Origin of the sequence: Rhizobium sp. L9 (assembly GCF_002531885.1) — a bacterium.
Classification (GTDB): domain Bacteria; phylum Pseudomonadota; class Alphaproteobacteria; order Rhizobiales; family Rhizobiaceae; genus Rhizobium.
Window position 1 is genome coordinate 92652 of the sequence record NZ_NWSZ01000001.1, and the last position, 16615, is coordinate 109266.

Below are 16615 nucleotides of genomic sequence, written 5' to 3' on the forward strand. Positions count from 1 at the left end.
GTAGCCTTTTTAGAGTGTTGTATTTCCTGCATAAAAACTTTCCATGGGCCCTTGGGTCTTTCAGGAGATGCGAAAAACCACACAAATCTATTTGCGTCTCGTGCGGAAAGATGCACAAATCCCCCATGTCCTTGTCAGTCTCGCAAAGGCCTTGGCCCTCCTTGCCCTTGCAGCACCGCATCCGCCGGATGTGGTGGGCCTATGCAGTGCTCGCCCTCTCGGCCGTCCTCGCAAGCCTCTGGGTCAGCGGCGAGATCGGCCGGCGCCGGGCAGAGGCGGCCCTGGAGGAACAAGCACGCACCGATGCGAGGATGAATGTAGCGCTGCTGCGCACGGTCCTCGAAAAATACCGGGCGCTGCCCTTCGTGCTGTCGCAGGATACCGCGCTCGGCGCCGCCTTGGCGGGGCGCGACGCCGCCACATTCGATGAGCTCAGCCGGAAGCTGGAGACGCTGGCTGCCGGCACGAAGGCTGCCGTCATCTATGTCATAGACAAGAACGGCATCGCGGTTTCGGCCAGCAATTGGCGCGAACCGACGAGCTTCGTCGGCAATGACTATCGTTTTCGCGAATACTTCCAGGGCGCGGTCACCGAAGGACAGGCCGAACATTTCGCGCTCGGGACGGTCAGCAAGAAGCCGGGCCTTTATATTTCCCAGCGGATATCAGGCAGCAGCGGTCTTCTGGGCGTCGTCGTCGTCAAGGTGGAATTCGACGATGTCGAGGCGGATTGGAATGCCTCGGGCGCACCGTCCTACGTCATCGACGATCGCGGCATCGTCCTCATAACAAGCGTTCCCTCATGGCGGTTCATGACGATCGGCCGGATCGCCGAGGATCGGCTGACGGCGATCCGCGAGAGCCTGCAATTTGGTGATGCGCCGCTTCAGCCATTGCCGCTCGATATCGTCCGACACCTGGGTGACCGGCTTGACGTCGTCGAGATCGTCATGCCCGGCGGCGCCGGAAAAACCAGCTTCCTTGGGGTCGCGATGCCAGTCCCCGCAACCAGGTGGCATCTGCAGCATCTTGTAGCGCTGGGGCCGTCCGTCGATGCGGCGGTCCGCGAAACGCGCATGCTGGCGCTGCTCTTGCTTTTGCCGCTTCTGGCAGGCGCCGCCTTCCTCGTGCGCCGCCGCCAGACGATCACGCTCAGGATCTTCAGCGAACAGCAGGCGCGCGAAGAACTGGAACAGCGCGTAGCCGAGCGGACGCTCGATCTCAGCCAGGCCCGGGATCGCCTACAGGCCGAGATCACCGGTCACCGCAGCACGGAGCAGAAGCTCCAGGCGGTACAGCAGGATCTGGTGCAGGCCAACCGGCTGGCAATCCTGGGCCAGGTGGCCGCCGGCGTCGCCCACGAGATCAACCAGCCGGTGGCGACCATCCGCGCCTATGCCGACAATGCCCGCACCTTCCTCGAGCGCGGCCAAACCGCGCCTGCCGGCGATAATCTTCAGAACATCGCGGCGCTGACGGAGCGCATCGGCACGATCACCGAGGAGTTGAAGACCTTCGCCCGCAAGGGCCGCAGCAGTGCCGAGCCGACTGGCCTGAGGGAAGTCATCGAGGGTGCGGTGATGCTGTTGCGCAGCCGCTTTGCCGGCCGCATGGATACGCTTGACATCGAGCTGCCGCCGGCCGCGCTGCAGGTCATGGGAAACCGGATCCGCCTCGAGCAGGTGCTCATCAATTTGCTTCAGAACGCCCTGGAGGCAGTGGCGCCGAAGGCTGAGGCGGGGCGCGTCGAGGTCAGAACATCAACCGATGCGGACATGGTGACCCTGACGGTCGTCGACAACGGCCCCGGCATTTCGCCTGAAATCCGCAAGGGCCTGTTCACGCCGTTCAACACATCGAAGGAGAGTGGTCTCGGCCTCGGGCTCGTCATCTCCAAGGATATTGTCGGCGATTACGGCGGCCGGATGGAGGTTGAGAGCAATGGCGAAGGAAGCCGGTTCATCGTTCATCTGAGGAAGGCTTAGGTCATGGACACACGGAGCCCGGTTGCGCTGATCGACGACGACAGGGACCTGCGCCGCGCCACAGCCCAGACGCTGGAGCTCGCCGGCTTCTCCGTTTTCGCCTATGATGGCGCCAAGGCGGCGCTGGCGGACCTGCCGGCGGACTTCGCCGGCCCCGTCGTCAGCGATATTCGCATGCCCGAGATCGACGGGCTGCAACTCTTCGCCATGCTGCAAGGCATGGATGCCGACCTGCCGGTGATATTGATGACCGGCCACGGCGATATTCCGATGGCCGTACAGGCCATTCAGGATGGCGCCTATGATTTCATCGCCAAGCCCTTCCCTGCCGACAGGCTCGTCCAGAGCGTGCGCCGCGCCAGCGAAAAACGTCGGCTCGTTCTGGAAAACCGCATGCTGCGCAAAGGAGCCGAAGATGCGCAAGAGACTTTGCCGCTGATCGGCCAGACGCCCGTCATGGAGAATCTCAGAAAAATTCTTCGCCACATCGCCGATACCGACGTCGACGTGCTCGTTGCCGGCGAGACCGGCAGCGGCAAGGAAGTGGTCGCGCAGATCCTGCATCAGTGGAGCCACCGCCGGAAAGGCAATTTCGTGGCGCTGAACTGTGGGGCGCTACCCGAAACGGTCATCGAAAGCGAGCTGTTCGGCCACGAGGCCGGCGCCTTTACCGGCGCGCAGAAGCGCCGCACCGGCCGAATCGAACATGCAGGCGGCGGCACGCTTTTCCTCGACGAGATCGAGAGCATGCCTCTGGCCACGCAGGTCAAGATGCTGAGAGTGCTGGAGATGCGCGAAATCACCCCGCTCGGCACCAACGAGGTGCGCCCGGTGGATCTGCGCGTCGTCGCAGCCGCCAAGATCGACCTCGGCGATCCCGAGGTGCGCGGCGATTTTCGCGAGGATCTCTATTACCGGCTGAATGTCGTGACGATTTCCATTCCGCCGCTGAGGGAGCGCCGCGACGATATTCCGCTGCTGTTTTCCCATTTCGCCGCCCGCGCGGCCGAGCGCTTCCGCCGCGATGTCCCGCAGCTTTCAGAGAATGTTCGGCGGCATCTTGTCACCCACGCATGGCCGGGCAACGTCCGCGAACTCTCCCACTATGCCGAACGGGTGGTGCTGGGCGTTGAGGGCGGCGGAGCGACGCTCGTTCCCCCGCAGCCGACCGGCGGCACGTTGCCCGAACGGCTGGAACGCTACGAGGCGGAGATCATCCGCGACGCGCTTTCGGCGAATGACGGCGACGTGCGCCGCACCATCGAAGCGCTCGGCATCCCCAGAAAGACGTTTTACGACAAGCTCCAGCGCCACGGCATCAGCCGCGGCGGCTACATCAAGGGCAAGTGAGCCGAACCGGCGTTGAACCGCGCTGTCAGAACGGCAGACGCGCATCCTCCTTGACTTCCTTCATGACGAAAAATGTGCGGGTCTGCCTGACGCCGGGCAGCGCGATCAGTTTTTGCCCGTGCAGCTTGTTGAAATCAGCCATGTCGCGAACCCTGATCTTGAGCAGATAATCGAAGTCACCGGCGACGAGGTTACAGTCGAGGACTTCCTTCAATTCGAGCACCGCACTTTCAAAGGCTGCAAAGCTCTCCGGCGTGGAGCGGTCGAGCACGACACCGACCATGACGAGTGCCCCGAGACCGACCGAGGCGGGTGCCACCTCCGCTCTCACGCCCGTGATGTAGCCATCGTCGAACAGACGCTGCGTGCGCCTGTGACAGGTGGCGGGACTGACGTTGACGCGTTCGGCAAGTTCGGCATTCGTCAGCCGACCTTCCGCCTGCAAAGCCCTCAGAATCTTGACGTCGATCCGGTCCAGCGGCTCCATGAAAGAAACTTTCACATTTTGAGTATGCAATCACTGAAAGTTTCATTCATGTACAAGAAATCTGCACGTTACAAAAGCTTTACTCGCAAAATAGAGAGCACCTCTCACAGCGTTTGCCTTAAAATCGGAGCCGATGCCACACGACGGAGCCGCCTGATGTCCCTTCTCGAAAAATTCGAACGCTATCCCCTCACTTTCGGCCCGACACCGATCGAGCATCTCCCGCGGTTGACGGCAGCGCTCGGCGGAAAGGTGCAGATCTACGCCAAACGCGACGACTGCAATTCGGGCCTCGCCATGGGCGGCAACAAGCTCAGAAAGCTCGAATATATCGTGCCGGACGCAATCGCCTCGGGTGCCGATACACTGGTTTCCATCGGCGGCGTGCAGTCCAACCATACCCGCATGGTCGCCGCCACCGCCGCCAAGATCGGCATGAAATGCGTGGTGATCCAGGAGAAATGGGTGCCGCACTATGACGCCGTCTATGATCGCGTCGGCAACATCCTGATGACGCGGCTGATGGGCGCCGACAGCCGCCTTGTTGATGACGGTTTCGACATCGGCATCCGAAAGAGCTGGGAAGATGCCATCCAGTCCGTGAAGGACGCGGGTGGCAAGCCCTATCCCATCCCCGCGGGCGCCTCGGTGCATAAATACGGCGCCCTCGGCTATATCGGCTTTGCCGAAGAAGTGGCCAAGCAGGAAGTAGAACTCGGCTTCAGATTCGACTACGTCGTCGTGTGCGTCGTCACCGGATCGACTCAAGGCGGCATGATTGTCGGCTTCGCCGCGCAGGACCGCGCCGACCGCGTGATCGGCATCGATGCGTCGGGCACGCTCGATCAGACGCGAGCCCAGGTCCGCCATATCGTCGACAATACTGCTGAGCTGGTCGGGCTGGGCCGAGCCATTCGAGACGACGAAATTGTCATCAATCCCGACTATGCCTATCCGGCCTACGGAGTACCGTCAGAGGAAACCAACGAGGCCATACGCCTTGCCGCCCGCACCGAGGCGATGATCACCGATCCGGTCTATGAAGGAAAATCCATGCAGGGCCTCATAGACCTGACGCGCAAAGGCTTCTTCCCCGAGGGTTCGAAGGTTCTCTACGCCCATCTTGGGGGCGCCCCGGCGCTCAATGGCTACAGCTACTATTATCGAGAGGGATAGGTCCCCAGGGGTCGGAAGGAGAGTGTCGCCGTCGGATGCGATGCTCTCTCGATCAGACAGACGGCGTCGTTTCCGGCCCAGGGCCGATCGACAGTCCGTTCAGGTGGCGCCGGAAAGTGGGATTTTCGAGCACTGGAGCGCAGCGTAATTCAGCTACGTGAGCACAGGAAATCGCGCTTTGCAGATCCGTTGGGGCTGAGTGTGGCCTGGCCCTAGACCTCTACCAGTCCGAGCTTCTTCACTTGCCGGATCGTCAGCATGGTGCGGACGGTGTCGACATGCTCGTTCGCCGTCAGAATCTCGATGACGAAATCCTGGAAATGGGTGAGATTTTCAGCGACGCAATGCAGCAGGAAATCGCTGTCGCCCGAGACCATCCAGGCCTGGCGCACCAGCGGCCATTCGGTGGTGGCGGCGGCAAACGCCTTGAGGTTGCCTTCCGACTGATGTTTGAGGCCGACCATGCAGAAAGCCACCAAGTCGAAGCCGAGCTTCGGGCTGTTCAGCATGGCGTGATAGCCCTCGATGATGCCGGCTTCTTCGAGCTTGCGCACCCGGCGCAGGCAGGGCGGCGCCGATATGCCGACACGGTCGGCGAGTTCGACATTGGTCATGCGGCCGTCGGCCTGCAGCTCCCGGAGGATCTTTATGTCGATGACGTCGAGTTCCGTGCGACCCACATCATGGCCTTTCTTTAATTCTTCGCGGCGAGCTTCTATATAAAGCGGCGGAATACGCAAGAAAGTTTCAAGCCGATGACGGATTCTTGCACAGCAAGGCGATTTGCCTTGTTGGTAATGCAAGGCTGCCCTTGAATAAAAGCATTGGACGTTCATAAATGGCGCATGGACCGCGAAACGGCCGTAATCGCACTTTAGCCGCCGCCCTCCTGCCAGTCGAAAGGAAATGACATGCCCGCCCGCCACACAAAGGTGCTCATCATCGGTTCCGGACCTGCGGGCTATACTGCCGCGGTCTATGCCGCGCGCGCCATGCTGAAGCCGGTTCTGATCGCCGGCCTCGAACAGGGCGGCCAGTTGATGATCACCACCGATGTCGAGAACTATCCCGGCTTTGCCGATCCGATCCAGGGTCCGTGGCTGATGGACCAGATGCTGCAGCAGGCAAAACATGTCGGCGCCGAGATCGTCAACGATCTAGTGACCGAAGTCGACACCAACCAGCGCCCCTTCGTCGCCCGCACCGACAGCGGCCAGGTCTGGACCGCCGATACGCTGATCATCGCCACCGGCGCCAAGGCCAAGTGGCTCGGCATCGAGAGCGAACAGCATTTCCAGGGCTTCGGCGTTTCGGCCTGCGCCACCTGCGACGGCTTCTTCTATCGCAACAAGGATGTCATCGTGGTCGGCGGCGGCAACAGCGCCGTCGAAGAGGCGCTCTACCTCTCCAACATCGCCAAGTCGGTAACCGTCGCTCACCGCCGCGATTCTTTCCGCGCCGAAAAGATCCTGCAGGAGCGCCTGTTCGCGAAGGAAAACGTCAAGGTGTTGTGGAATACCGAAGTGGCCGAGATCACCGGCACGCCGCCCAAGCCACCGATGCCGCAATCCGTATCCGGCGCGCGCCTGCGCGACGTCAGGACCGGCGCGATCACCGAAATGCCGGTCGACGGCGTCTTCGTCGCCATAGGTCATGCCCCGGCAACCGAGCTGTTCAAGGGCAAGCTGAAGCTCAAGGAGAATGGCTATCTCTGGACGGCGCCTGATTCGACCGCGACCAGCCTGGAAGGGGTCTATGCCGCCGGCGACGTGACCGACGATACGTTCCGCCAGGCGATTACCGCCGCCGGCATGGGATGCATGGCAGCACTCGAAGCCGAGCGCTACCTGACGGGCCACATGCCCGTCGCCGTGGCCGCGGAGTAAAACCGGCATGAGGGGTGGGGGAATGCCATTGGATTGGGACAAGCTGCGTATCTTCCACGCAGCTGCCGAGGCGGGTTCGTTCACGCATGCGGCTGATAAACTGCATCTGTCCCAATCCGCCATCAGCCGCCAGGTGAGCGCGCTGGAGCAGGATGTCGGCACCAAGCTGTTTCACCGCCATGCGCGCGGCCTAATCCTGACGGAACAGGGCGAACTGCTCTACCGCACCGCTCATGACGTGCTGCTGAAGCTCGAAACCGTCAAGATGCAGTTGACCGAGACGACCGAGACGCCGTCCGGCAAGCTGCGCGTCACCACGACTGTCGGCCTCGGCCAGGGCTGGCTGACCGACAAGATTCAGGAGTTCCTGCAGCTTTATCCCGATGTGCAGATCCAGCTCATCCTCGACAATGAGGAAGTGGATGTGAACATGCGCCACGCCGACTGCGCAATCCGCCTTCGTCAGCCGCAGCAGTCCGACCTCATCCAGCGCAAGCTCTTCACCGTGCACATGCACGTCTATGCGGCACCTTCCTACATCAACCGCCATGGCGAACCTCAGAAGATCGAGGACCTCGACAATCACCGCATTATCACCTTCGGCGAACCGGCGCCGAGTTACCTGCTCGATGTCAACTGGCTCGAAGTGGCTGGCCGTTCGTCCGACAACAAGCGGATCCCGCATCTACAAATCAACAGCCAGACTTCGATCAAGCGCGCCTGCCTGCTCGGAATCGGCGTTGCCTGCCTGCCGGACTATATCGTTGGCCGCGATCCTGGCCTTATTCAGCTGCCGATCAATGCTGACGTACCGTCGTTCGACACGTATTTTTGCTATCCTGACGAAATCAAGAATGCCGCCAAGCTGAAAGCTTTCCGCGATTTCATTGTCAGCAAAGCCAGAAACTGGAATTTTTAAGCCAGATTTATGGAATGTTTCCCTACTATGCGGTGAGCGCATGACTGGCATGCACAAATGAGGGTTGCCGTTTGCCCATTAAACCACCATATCGCACATAGCTGATGCACATGGTGGCTTTTCCTCCCAGTTCCACCGCATTAGCTGTTCCCCTCTGGAGGTTTTTGAACCTTCACACTTATAAGGGCCCTGGTTTTCCAGCGGCCCTCTTTTTTTGCCTTGCCGCCTCGACAAATGCCGCGCCGCAAAAAATTTGTGCGGCGCATAGCAGGCATGCACAAAAAAGCATTGAAACCTGCCTAAGGAAGCACCATATCCAACTCAGCTGATGCATTTCGTGGTTTCTCTCCCAGTTCCACCGCATTAGCTGTTCCCCTCTGGAGGTTATTGACCTTCACAATTCAAAGGGCCCTGGTTTTTCCGGTGGCCCTCTTTTTTTGCCCAAAATTTGCTCAATCGACAAAAGCCGCCGCCTCACGTGTCCGTGATTTGCATATCGGCATTCAACGATCAATATATCGTTCAAACACGATTTATAGTTCGGCAAACAACGATGGACAAAGACGAGATTATCAAGGCCCTCGCCCACCCCACCCGGATGGACATTCTGAGCTGGCTGAAGAATCCCGAGGAACATTTCCCCACGCAGGAGCATCCCTTTGAAATGGGCGTCTGCGCCAGCCAGTTCGAGCGCTGCGGCCTATCTCAATCCACCGTCTCGGCTCATCTCGGAACCCTGCAGCGCGCCGGCCTCGTCACCACCAGACGCGTCGGCCAGTGGATCTTCTACAAGCGCAACGAAGAAGCGATCGCTGCTTTCCTCAAGCAGCTGACACAGGATCTCTAGAATGCCCTTCTCGTCACCCGCGTTCCACTCGCCGCAGCCCTGATGGCCCTCATCAGCCCGGGTGCGATGGCGTTCACCTATCTCTCCGCTAAGGGCCGGGCCGCCCTCGCCCCGCAGAGTGATCCTCCCGCAAAAGAAAGGACCATCATGGCCAAGCTTTTTGAACCCACCAAGGTTGGCAACATCTCAGTCAAGAACCGCATCGTCATGGCGCCGCTCACCCGCAACCGCTCGCCGGGTGCTATCCCCAATGACCTCAATGTCGAATATTACCGCCAGCGCGCCACCGCGGGTCTGATCATCACCGAAGCGACCGCGATCACCCATCAGGGCCAGGGTTACGCCGACGTGCCTGGCCTTTACAGCAAGGAAGCGCTCGACGGCTGGAAGCGGGTGACCGACGCCGTCCACGCAGCCGGCGGCAGGATCGTCGTCCAGATGTGGCATGTCGGCCGCATCTCGCACACGACGCTGCAGCCGGACGGCGGCAAGCCGGTCTCCTCGACCAATCGTATCGCCAAGGCCAAGACCTATCTGGTCAATGCCGACGGCAGCGGCAGCTTTGCCGATACCTCTGAGCCGCGCGCGCTCGAAACGTCCGAAATTCCCGGCATCATCGAGGATTACCGAAGGGCGGCCCGCGCCGCCGTCGACGCCGGCTTCGACGGTGTCGAGATCCATGGCGCCAATGGTTATCTGCTCGATCAGTTCATCCGCGATGGCGTCAACGACCGCACCGACCAATATGGCGGCTCGATCGAAAACCGCACCCGCCTCACCTTCGAGGTCGTCGATGCGATCGTGAAGGAAATCGGCGCAGGCCGCACCGCAATCCGCATTTCGCCGGTAACGCCCTCTGGCGAAAGCTACGATTCCAATCCGCAGGCGACCTTCACCCATGTCGTCGAGGGGCTGGCCAGATACGGCCTCGCCTATATCCACGTCATCGAAGGCCAGACCGGCGGCGACCGTGATTACCGGCAGGGCGACAACCCCTCCTTCGATTACAAGGCGCTGCGCCAAGCTTATGAGAAGGCCGGCGGCAAGGCCAGCTGGATGGTCAATAACGGCTATGACCGCGATCTCGCAATCGACGCCGCCGAAAGCGGCCGCGCCGATCTGATCGCCTTCGGCAAACCCTTCATCGCCAATCCCGATCTCGTCGAAAGGGTGGCAAAGAACCTGCCGCTCAACACGCCCGACCAATCGACCTTCTACGGCGGCACCGCCAAGGGCTACCTCGACTATCCCGCCCTCGAAAGGGTCGCCTGAGGCTGCCTGAGTACGAATCGAGAAATTCCGCCGAGAGGCGGGATTTCTCAGGATGGTGAAACAAACTGCTCCAACCCCGGCACGTCACCTCGGCCTTGTGCCGAGGATCTCAGCCGATCCAATTAAGCGACTGAAAATAAATGTTTTCCTCCCAGGCAATTGCCGTGGTCAGATGCTCGGCACAAGGCCTGGCATGGCGGAGGAGACTTTGTCGAAAAACGCAGAAATCTTGCCGAGAGATGGAATTTCTGCGTTCAATATCCCTATATAGGATGCATGTTTGCTCCCTATCTCGATCGCTGGTCGCTCATATCGGACGGCGAGCCCATCATCACCCATTCGAGCCGTCTGCTGCCGGTCCTCTGGCAGGACAGACCCGCCATGCTGAAAGTGGCGACGGATATCGACGAACGATACGGCGCACTGTTGATGCAGTGGTGGGAGGGCGACGGTGCGGCTCATGTCTACGCACACGAAGGCGACGCTGTGTTGCTGGAAAGGGCAACCGGGAAACGCTCCCTGCTTGTCATGGCGATGGACGGAGAAGACGACGAAGCGAGCCGCATTCTCTGCCGCACCGCCGCGCGGCTGCATGCGCCGCGCGAAAGACCGCTCCCCGATCCCATTCCCCTCACCCGCTGGTTCCGTGATCTCGAGCCGGCCGCCGGCAAACATGGCGGCACGCTTGCCGATTGCTCTGCGATCGCCAACGCCCTCCTTGCCGATCCGCGCGATCTCGCCGTCCTCCACGGCGATATCCACCACGGCAACATTCTCGATTTCGAGGAGCGCGGTTGGCTGGCGATCGATCCGAAACGGCTCCACGGCGAGCGCGGTTTCGATTTCGCCAATATCTTCGCCAACGAGGAATTGCCGTCGATCACCGACCCCGCCCGCTTTCGCCGCCAGCTCGCCATCGTCTCTGCGGAGGCGGGGCTGGAGCCGAAGCGGCTGCTGCAATGGATCGCCGCCTATTCCGGCCTTTCCGCCGCCTGGTTTCTTGGCGACCCCAATATCGAACAGGCGGAGACTGCCTTGAAGGTCGCGCGCATCGCGCTGGCGAGCTGGCGGCCTAAGGCGCCTTCTGCAGCGTATGCCCGATAAAGGCGGCCGCGGTGTCACGATGCGCTTCGGGCAGGCAGCCGAGCGCCACGAGTGAGGCTCTTACCGCCTCATCGATCGGTGTGCGCGGCTCCTCGCCAAGTTCGGCCACAAGCTTCGCGTTGTTCATCCTGAGCGGCACTTTCCAGAGATAGCGCATCTCGTTGATCTCCCGCATCAACGGAATGAAGGGCGCGGCGAGCGGCACGATCCACCAGGGAAAGCGCCTGATCTTCGCCTTGCCGCCGGCGACACGCTTGATCGCTTCTGCCATCTGCATGCCATCCGCATCCCAGAAGCCATCCATGTGATAGATGGCGAAGGACGGCAGCCGATCGGCCCGCTCGATGAGTTGGGCGATGGTTTCCGCCATATCCGGCAGATAGGTCCACTGATGGCCGATGCCGCGTCGCCCCGGATTCTTGATGGTGCCGACCGGCTTGCCCGGCGTCACCAGCCCCGATGAGAACCAGCTATTGGCCGTTGCGCCCGGACCGAAGAAATCGCCGGCACGGACGATGATGGCACCGGTGCCCGATTGCGCGGCCGCCTTCAGTCTCTTTTCCATCTCGACCCGGATCGCTCCCTTCTTTGTAAGGGGACACTGTGGGCTTTCCTCCGTCGGCGACTGCAGGGCATCGGGACCGAAATTATAGACGTTGCCCGGCAGCACGATGCGGGCACCGGCGATGCGAGCGGCAGCGATCGTATTGTCGAGCATCGGCAGCACCAGCCTTTCCCAATCGCGATAGCCGGGCGGATTGACCGCGTGGACAATCAGGCCAACACCTTCAGCCGCCTCCAGCACGTCGCCGGCATTCATCGCGTCGCCCTGCACCCATTCGAATGCCGGCCCGTTCTTCGACGCCTTGGCGGCGTCACGGTTGAGCGCCCTGATGCGCCAGCCACGGGCCAGAAGCTTGCGCGCGATCGCGCCGCCGATGCCGCCGGTCGCGCCGAGAACCAGTGCCGTGATCTTCATCTCTCCATTCATCGCAATCATCTCCTTCAATTGCAACGAGATGACTATGCTCCTGCTTCCGGATAAACAAAATTGACGAAATGAGTGGCTCAGCTATACAAAAACATATGACGCTCGAACCAAGCTGGGATTTCTACCGCAGTTTCCTGACCGTGCTCCAGCAGGGGTCGCTTTCGGCGGCTGCGCGCGAACTGGGGCTGACCCAGCCGACCATAGGCCGTCATGTCGCTGCTCTGGAACAGGCGATCGGCGCCGAGCTCTTCATCCGGTCGCCGAACGGCCTCCTGCCGACCGACGCCGCACAGGCGCTGAAACCCTATGCCGAAACGCTGTCGGCAACCGTCGCTGCCCTTTTGCGCACGGCATCCGGTGAGCGAGAGAAGGTAGCCGGAACGGTCAGAGTCAGCGCCAGCGAGGTCGTCGCCGTCGAAGTCTTGCCTCGGATTCTCGGGCCGCTGCAGGAAGCCTATCCCGAACTCCACATCGAGCTCTCGGCATCCGATGCGATTGAAGATCTGGTAAATCGCGAGGCCGATATCGCCGTGCGCATGGCCGAGCCACAGCAGCGTACTCTCATCGTGCGCCGCATCGGCGACATCCCGATCGGCTTCCACGCCCACCGACGGTATCTCGAACGGCATGGCATTCCGCAAACCATGGCGGACCTCGCCACCCACCGGCTCATCGGCTTCGACCGGCAGACGGCCTACGTCCGCATGGTGATGAAACGCTATCCGGCGCCCGAAGGCATCAAATTCGCCTACAGGACCGACAGCAATCTTGCCCAGCTCTCTGCAATCCGCGCTGGCGTCGGCATCGGTCTCTGCCAGATCGGACTGGCACGGGAAAACCCCGACCTCGTGCATGTCCTTCCCGACGCGTTCGAAATTCCGCTCGGCACATGGGTGGTCATGCACGAAAGCTTGAAGACCTCACCGCGCTGCCGCGCCACGTTCGACGCGCTGGTCAAGGGCCTCCGGGCCTACCATCATCACTCGACCGGCGCGTAAGTAGAAAAACGAGATCGATTTTTGGTGAGAATCATGGGCAATCTCGCAGCTCCTATGGAGATGACGATGCACAAGCCGGTTGAACTCGTGAGTTATGACAGGGAATGGCCGGAAGCTTTCCAGCGCATCCGAGCCAGGCTGCTGGCCTTGCTGCCGCAGGCGCTCGCTATCGATCACGTGGGCAGCACCGCCATACCTGATATGACCGCCAAGCCGCTCATCGATATCGACATCGTTCTTCCCGGTCTGAAGCATATCGAACCTGCGACGCAGGTGCTTCTCTCGGAAAACTACGAGCCCCGCGGCAATCGCTACGACGACGAGGTTTGGGCATTTTTGTCGAGAGATTCGGCGCCGGCGGAGCGGGTCTACCTTTGCCCGGCCGGCAACGGCACGCATCGAAACAGGCTGGCTTTCCGGGATTATCTCATCGCACATCCGGAGGCGGCGGCCGATTATGCCGCGCTCAAACGCAGGCTGGCAGCCGAATTCAGAATGGACGGCGATCGCTATACCGCTGAGAAGCGCGAATTTGTCGACACGATCGTCACGCGGGCATTGAAGGGATAGATCATGTCGCGCAAAAGTGTGCGCGATTTTGCGATAACGGCATGCGCGAAACAAAAGGCCCAAAGCGCAGCAAGCGAATTTGAAAGATCGCGACGCGCTTTAGGGTTGACGTCCCGCGCTCTGCGAGGCTCCGGCCATACGCTCCTGCCATAAGCCGTCGACCACCTCGGTTTCCGGTCGGTCGCCGCCCTCGGCATATTCCTCATGCCATTTGCCGTTTTCGTCCTGCCAGCTGATCTCGGCGGAATCGCCCCCGACCTGCTGTTCGGCCGCGACGATGCGCGCAGCTTCGAGCGCCTCGGCATGGGTCGGGAATGCCTCGGAATAGACGCCTCCCAGCCTGTAGGCCCAACCGCCGTCATGTGGCACGACTTCATAGACCACCTTGATCATGCATCCGTCTCCTCATCATCTTGTTGCGCATTCGCATGCTTCCGGACAGGGTCCGGATCATCGCGGCCGCGTGACGAGAATTCGAGGACGCCGCGATCTGCTTTCCGGCCCCGAGGGCGTCAGTATTCCATTAAACGCCCAAGACTGCAAATAGCAGAGTGCCGCCGCTTGCTTCCCATCCGAAATCAGTGACTTACTTAAAAGCGTGAATCGCAACGGGAGCTGAGATTTGGGCATCGCGTCACGCCTTAAAGAGGAGAAGTTCCTGGTCACCGCACTCGTCGTCGCGCTGACCGCCCACGTTCTGGAGCATGCGATTATGGAGATGGGGCGCGGCTTGGCGCTCGTCGCCGCCGCAGCACTCGTCGCCACCATTGTACTCGCCTCGATCCGCGTCGCCCATCATGCCGAACTGCTCGCCGTCAAGGTCGGTGATCCCTACGGCACAATGATCCTGACACTTTCGGCCCTCGCCGTCGAAGTCATCATTCTCGCTATCATGATGAGGGGCGAGAGCTCGCCAACCCTCGTGCGCGACACGATCTACTCGGCCCTGATGTTGGATATCAACGGCATCCTCGGTCTCGCAGCTCTCCTCGGCGGCCTCAAGCATGGGGAGCAGCCCTACAACGACAATTCGGGCAAGACCTACGGCGTGATGATCCTCACCGCCATGGGCATTTCGATGATCGTGCCGGAATTCGTGCCGAGCGACAAATGGCACTTTTATTCCGCCTTCACCATCATCGCGATGATCGCTCTCTACGGCCTCTTCCTGCGCATGCAGGTCGGCCAGCACAGCTATTTCTTCAGCTACAGCTACCCGCGCTCCGAGCGGAAGAAGGAAAGTCACCACGGACACGGCGCCGACGGACCGGCGGCCGCCTCGATCGCCACCATTCTCGTCGGCGTCGTCATTATCGGCCTGCTGGCGGAATTCATGTCGGCCTTCATGACCGAAGGCCTGCGCGACAGCGGCACGCCGATCGCTGTGACGGCCGTCGTCGTCGCGGCGATTTCGGCCGCCCCCGAAATCCTGACCGCCTTGCGGGCGGCGCTCAAGAATCGAATGCAGGCGACCGTCAACATCGCCATGGGCGCCTCGCTATCGACGGTGATCCTGACGGTGCCCGTGATGGAGGCGATCGCACTCTATACCGGCCAGCCCTTCATCATGGCAATGACCCCGGTGCAGACGGTGATGGTGACGATCACCTTGATTGCCGCCGCGATCAACCTCAACGACGGCGAGACAAACGCCATCGAGGGCATGACACATTTCATCCTCTTCGCCACCTTCGTCATGCTGACGGCGCTGGGGCTCTGAGGCCTCCCTCCCCGCGGAGGAAGGGACGGAACAGGCTGTTTAGGCGGGCTGTTGGGCGAAGAGCAGGCGTTCACGGGCTGCGAACCATTCCTCGGCGTAATCGTCGTTCTTGTATTCCTCGAAATATGGCCCGCCATCGGTAAAATGGACGTTCTTGGCATCTTCGCGGTAGTCGTATTCATTGACGAGGTAATTCCACGTCACCGGTAATTCGCCGATGAGGTCTTCATTCTCCAGCCATTTGAACTGATGCAGTTGCAGCCCGGTCGCGGTATTGACGTATTCCGGCGTCAGCGTGCGGCATTCGTGATTGTTGAAGAGGATGAGGCTCGACCAGTTCTTCTTTTCGTACTTGGTCTGCGTCTGACCGAGGAACTTGGTGTCGATCTTCGGCCGGTAATCGTGTTTGACGCACATGACGGCGTAACGCTCGTCGCGCAATGCCCAAAGCTCGGCGATATCGGCACGCATCAGCATGTCGCAATCCATGAAGATGCTCCAGCCCTCGTAACCACTGAGATAGGGCGTCAGGAAACGCGAGAAGGAGAACTCCGTGGATTGCAGCGCGTTGCGCTGGCGAGTGAAAATCCCGCCAAGATTGGAGAGCGCAATGGGCGAGAACTCGACCGGGATCGACGACTTCTCGATGATGCTCTGCACGAGAACGTGGTAGGCGACCACTTCCTTGGGATCGAATCCCACAAATATTCGGACGTTCTGTTGTTCCATTGTCCACCTTGATCGCCAGCATCGGCAACAGCTTTCTTCGCCACCACGCCTGTTAGCTAAGGCCTGCGATAGTCATCCCTTCGACTTTTCGAGAAAACGCTGCTTGCGGGTTTTCGGTTTGAACCGCCGAAAGAAATTGTCGACGGCGCGGATGAATTTAGTGACGGACATCAGCCTGTCGATCTGGCTGTTCGTATTGTCGAGCCGCTCCGACAAGACTTCAAGCGCGGTCATCGCGATCTCGATCGGCGGCACCTCGGGAAACCGTTTGGCAAGCGCCGAATAGGGGCTGGCATCGACGCCGCCCATCATCGAGATCGAACCCATGCGCGCAAAGAGACGCAGGAAGATCTGCTCGAACGTCCAATCGTGAACGTCGAACACCTTCCACTTCTCGCTCCGCTTCGCCGAAAAGCCGGCAAGCAGGATCTTGCCCGGCAACTGCAGATCGGCGAGCCACAACGCGACCGCAAAGCCGCTCGTCGCGATCTTGCCGATCGGATAGAGATCGGCGAGCATTTGCGTCAGATCGAGGTGACGGGCTTTAGCGCCTTCGAAGCGGCTCTCCTCGCTCTCCTCGC

The 16615-nt window shown here is 60.7% G+C and carries 16 protein-coding genes and 1 pseudogene; 11 read left to right on the plus strand and 6 right to left on the minus strand.

The features are described from left to right. Positions 1–110: 110 nt before the first annotated feature. Positions 111–1985 (plus strand): ATP-binding protein, encoded by a 1875-nt coding sequence (locus CO660_RS00445; RefSeq protein WP_097596907.1) that lies wholly within the window; start codon positions 111–113, stop codon positions 1983–1985. A gap of 3 nt (positions 1986–1988) precedes the next feature. Further along, positions 1989–3335, plus strand: a complete 1347-nt coding sequence (locus CO660_RS00450) for a sigma-54 dependent transcriptional regulator (protein WP_097596908.1) — start codon at positions 1989–1991, stop codon at positions 3333–3335. A gap of 25 nt (positions 3336–3360) precedes the next feature. Here CO660_RS00450 and CO660_RS00455 read toward each other — a convergent pair whose 3' ends face one another. Next, complete coding sequence (locus CO660_RS00455) at positions 3361–3837, minus strand: Lrp/AsnC ligand binding domain-containing protein (protein ID WP_097596909.1); 477 nt, start codon at positions 3835–3837, stop codon at positions 3361–3363. A 141-nt stretch (positions 3838–3978) separates the two neighbouring features. Between CO660_RS00455 and CO660_RS00460 the strand changes: the two genes are divergently transcribed. After that, on the plus strand, positions 3979–4998 hold the full coding sequence (locus CO660_RS00460; protein WP_097596910.1) for a 1-aminocyclopropane-1-carboxylate deaminase: 1020 nt from the start codon (positions 3979–3981) through the stop codon (positions 4996–4998). Between the two features lie 212 nt (positions 4999–5210). On the opposite strand, the gene CO660_RS00465 is transcribed toward CO660_RS00460, so the two are convergent. Next, a complete protein-coding gene (locus CO660_RS00465) occupies positions 5211–5678 on the minus strand; it encodes an Lrp/AsnC family transcriptional regulator (protein ID WP_064695956.1) in 468 nt (155 codons plus the stop codon). 231 nt (positions 5679–5909) lie between these two features. Between CO660_RS00465 and trxB the strand changes: the two genes are divergently transcribed. From trxB to CO660_RS00490, 5 genes are all read left to right on the plus strand, one after another. After that, the gene (gene trxB / locus CO660_RS00470) at positions 5910–6884 is read left to right on the plus strand and encodes a thioredoxin-disulfide reductase (RefSeq protein WP_097596911.1); all 975 of its coding nucleotides are present in this window, start codon (positions 5910–5912) and stop codon (positions 6882–6884) included. A gap of 22 nt (positions 6885–6906) precedes the next feature. Next, complete coding sequence (locus tag CO660_RS00475; protein ID WP_085778879.1) at positions 6907–7803, plus strand: LysR family transcriptional regulator VtlR; 897 nt, start codon at positions 6907–6909, stop codon at positions 7801–7803. Positions 7804–8356: 553 nt separating this feature from the next. Then, positions 8357–8650, plus strand: a complete 294-nt coding sequence (locus tag CO660_RS00480) for a metalloregulator ArsR/SmtB family transcription factor (protein ID WP_097596912.1) — start codon at positions 8357–8359, stop codon at positions 8648–8650. Positions 8651–8797: 147 nt separating this feature from the next. Further along, the gene (locus CO660_RS00485; protein ID WP_097596924.1) at positions 8798–9922 is read left to right on the plus strand and encodes an alkene reductase; all 1125 of its coding nucleotides are present in this window, start codon (positions 8798–8800) and stop codon (positions 9920–9922) included. 276 nt (positions 9923–10198) lie between these two features. After that, on the plus strand, positions 10199–11026 hold the full coding sequence (locus tag CO660_RS00490; protein ID WP_097596913.1) for an aminoglycoside phosphotransferase family protein: 828 nt from the start codon (positions 10199–10201) through the stop codon (positions 11024–11026). Here CO660_RS00490 and CO660_RS00495 read toward each other — a convergent pair. Further along, a complete protein-coding gene (locus CO660_RS00495; RefSeq protein WP_097596925.1) occupies positions 10995–12017 on the minus strand; it encodes an NAD(P)H-binding protein in 1023 nt (340 codons plus the stop codon). The two genes, CO660_RS00490 and CO660_RS00495, sit on opposite strands and share 32 nt — an antisense overlap. A 95-nt stretch (positions 12018–12112) precedes the next feature. Here CO660_RS00495 and CO660_RS00500 point away from each other — a divergent pair, with 95 nt between their 5' ends. Then, positions 12113–13015: a LysR family transcriptional regulator gene (locus CO660_RS00500; RefSeq protein WP_097596914.1), complete on the plus strand. Its 903-nt coding sequence runs from the start codon at positions 12113–12115 to the stop codon at positions 13013–13015. Between the two features lie 60 nt (positions 13016–13075). Continuing rightward, positions 13076–13585 carry a GrpB family protein gene (locus CO660_RS00505; RefSeq protein ID WP_097596926.1) on the plus strand — a complete coding sequence of 170 codons (510 nt, stop codon included), beginning with the start codon at positions 13076–13078 and terminating at the stop codon, positions 13583–13585. Between the two features lie 99 nt (positions 13586–13684). Here the strand turns inward: CO660_RS00505 and CO660_RS00510 are convergent, their stop codons facing one another. Further along, positions 13685–13978 carry a DUF2188 domain-containing protein gene (locus CO660_RS00510; protein WP_085778883.1) on the minus strand — a complete coding sequence of 98 codons (294 nt, stop codon included), beginning with the start codon at positions 13976–13978 and terminating at the stop codon, positions 13685–13687. 229 nt (positions 13979–14207) lie between these two features. Here CO660_RS00510 and CO660_RS00515 point away from each other — a divergent pair, with 229 nt between their 5' ends. Next, a complete protein-coding gene (locus tag CO660_RS00515; protein WP_097596915.1) occupies positions 14208–15305 on the plus strand; it encodes a calcium:proton antiporter in 1098 nt (365 codons plus the stop codon). A gap of 39 nt (positions 15306–15344) precedes the next feature. On the opposite strand, the gene CO660_RS00520 is transcribed toward CO660_RS00515, so the two are convergent. Both CO660_RS00520 and CO660_RS00525 read right to left on the minus strand, forming a co-directional pair. Then, positions 15345–16034 carry a glycosyltransferase gene (locus CO660_RS00520; RefSeq protein WP_097596916.1) on the minus strand — a complete coding sequence of 230 codons (690 nt, stop codon included), beginning with the start codon at positions 16032–16034 and terminating at the stop codon, positions 15345–15347. 72 nt (positions 16035–16106) lie between these two features. Then, positions 16107–16615, minus strand: a pseudogene (locus CO660_RS00525) (3-deoxy-manno-octulosonate cytidylyltransferase); the annotation flags it as partial.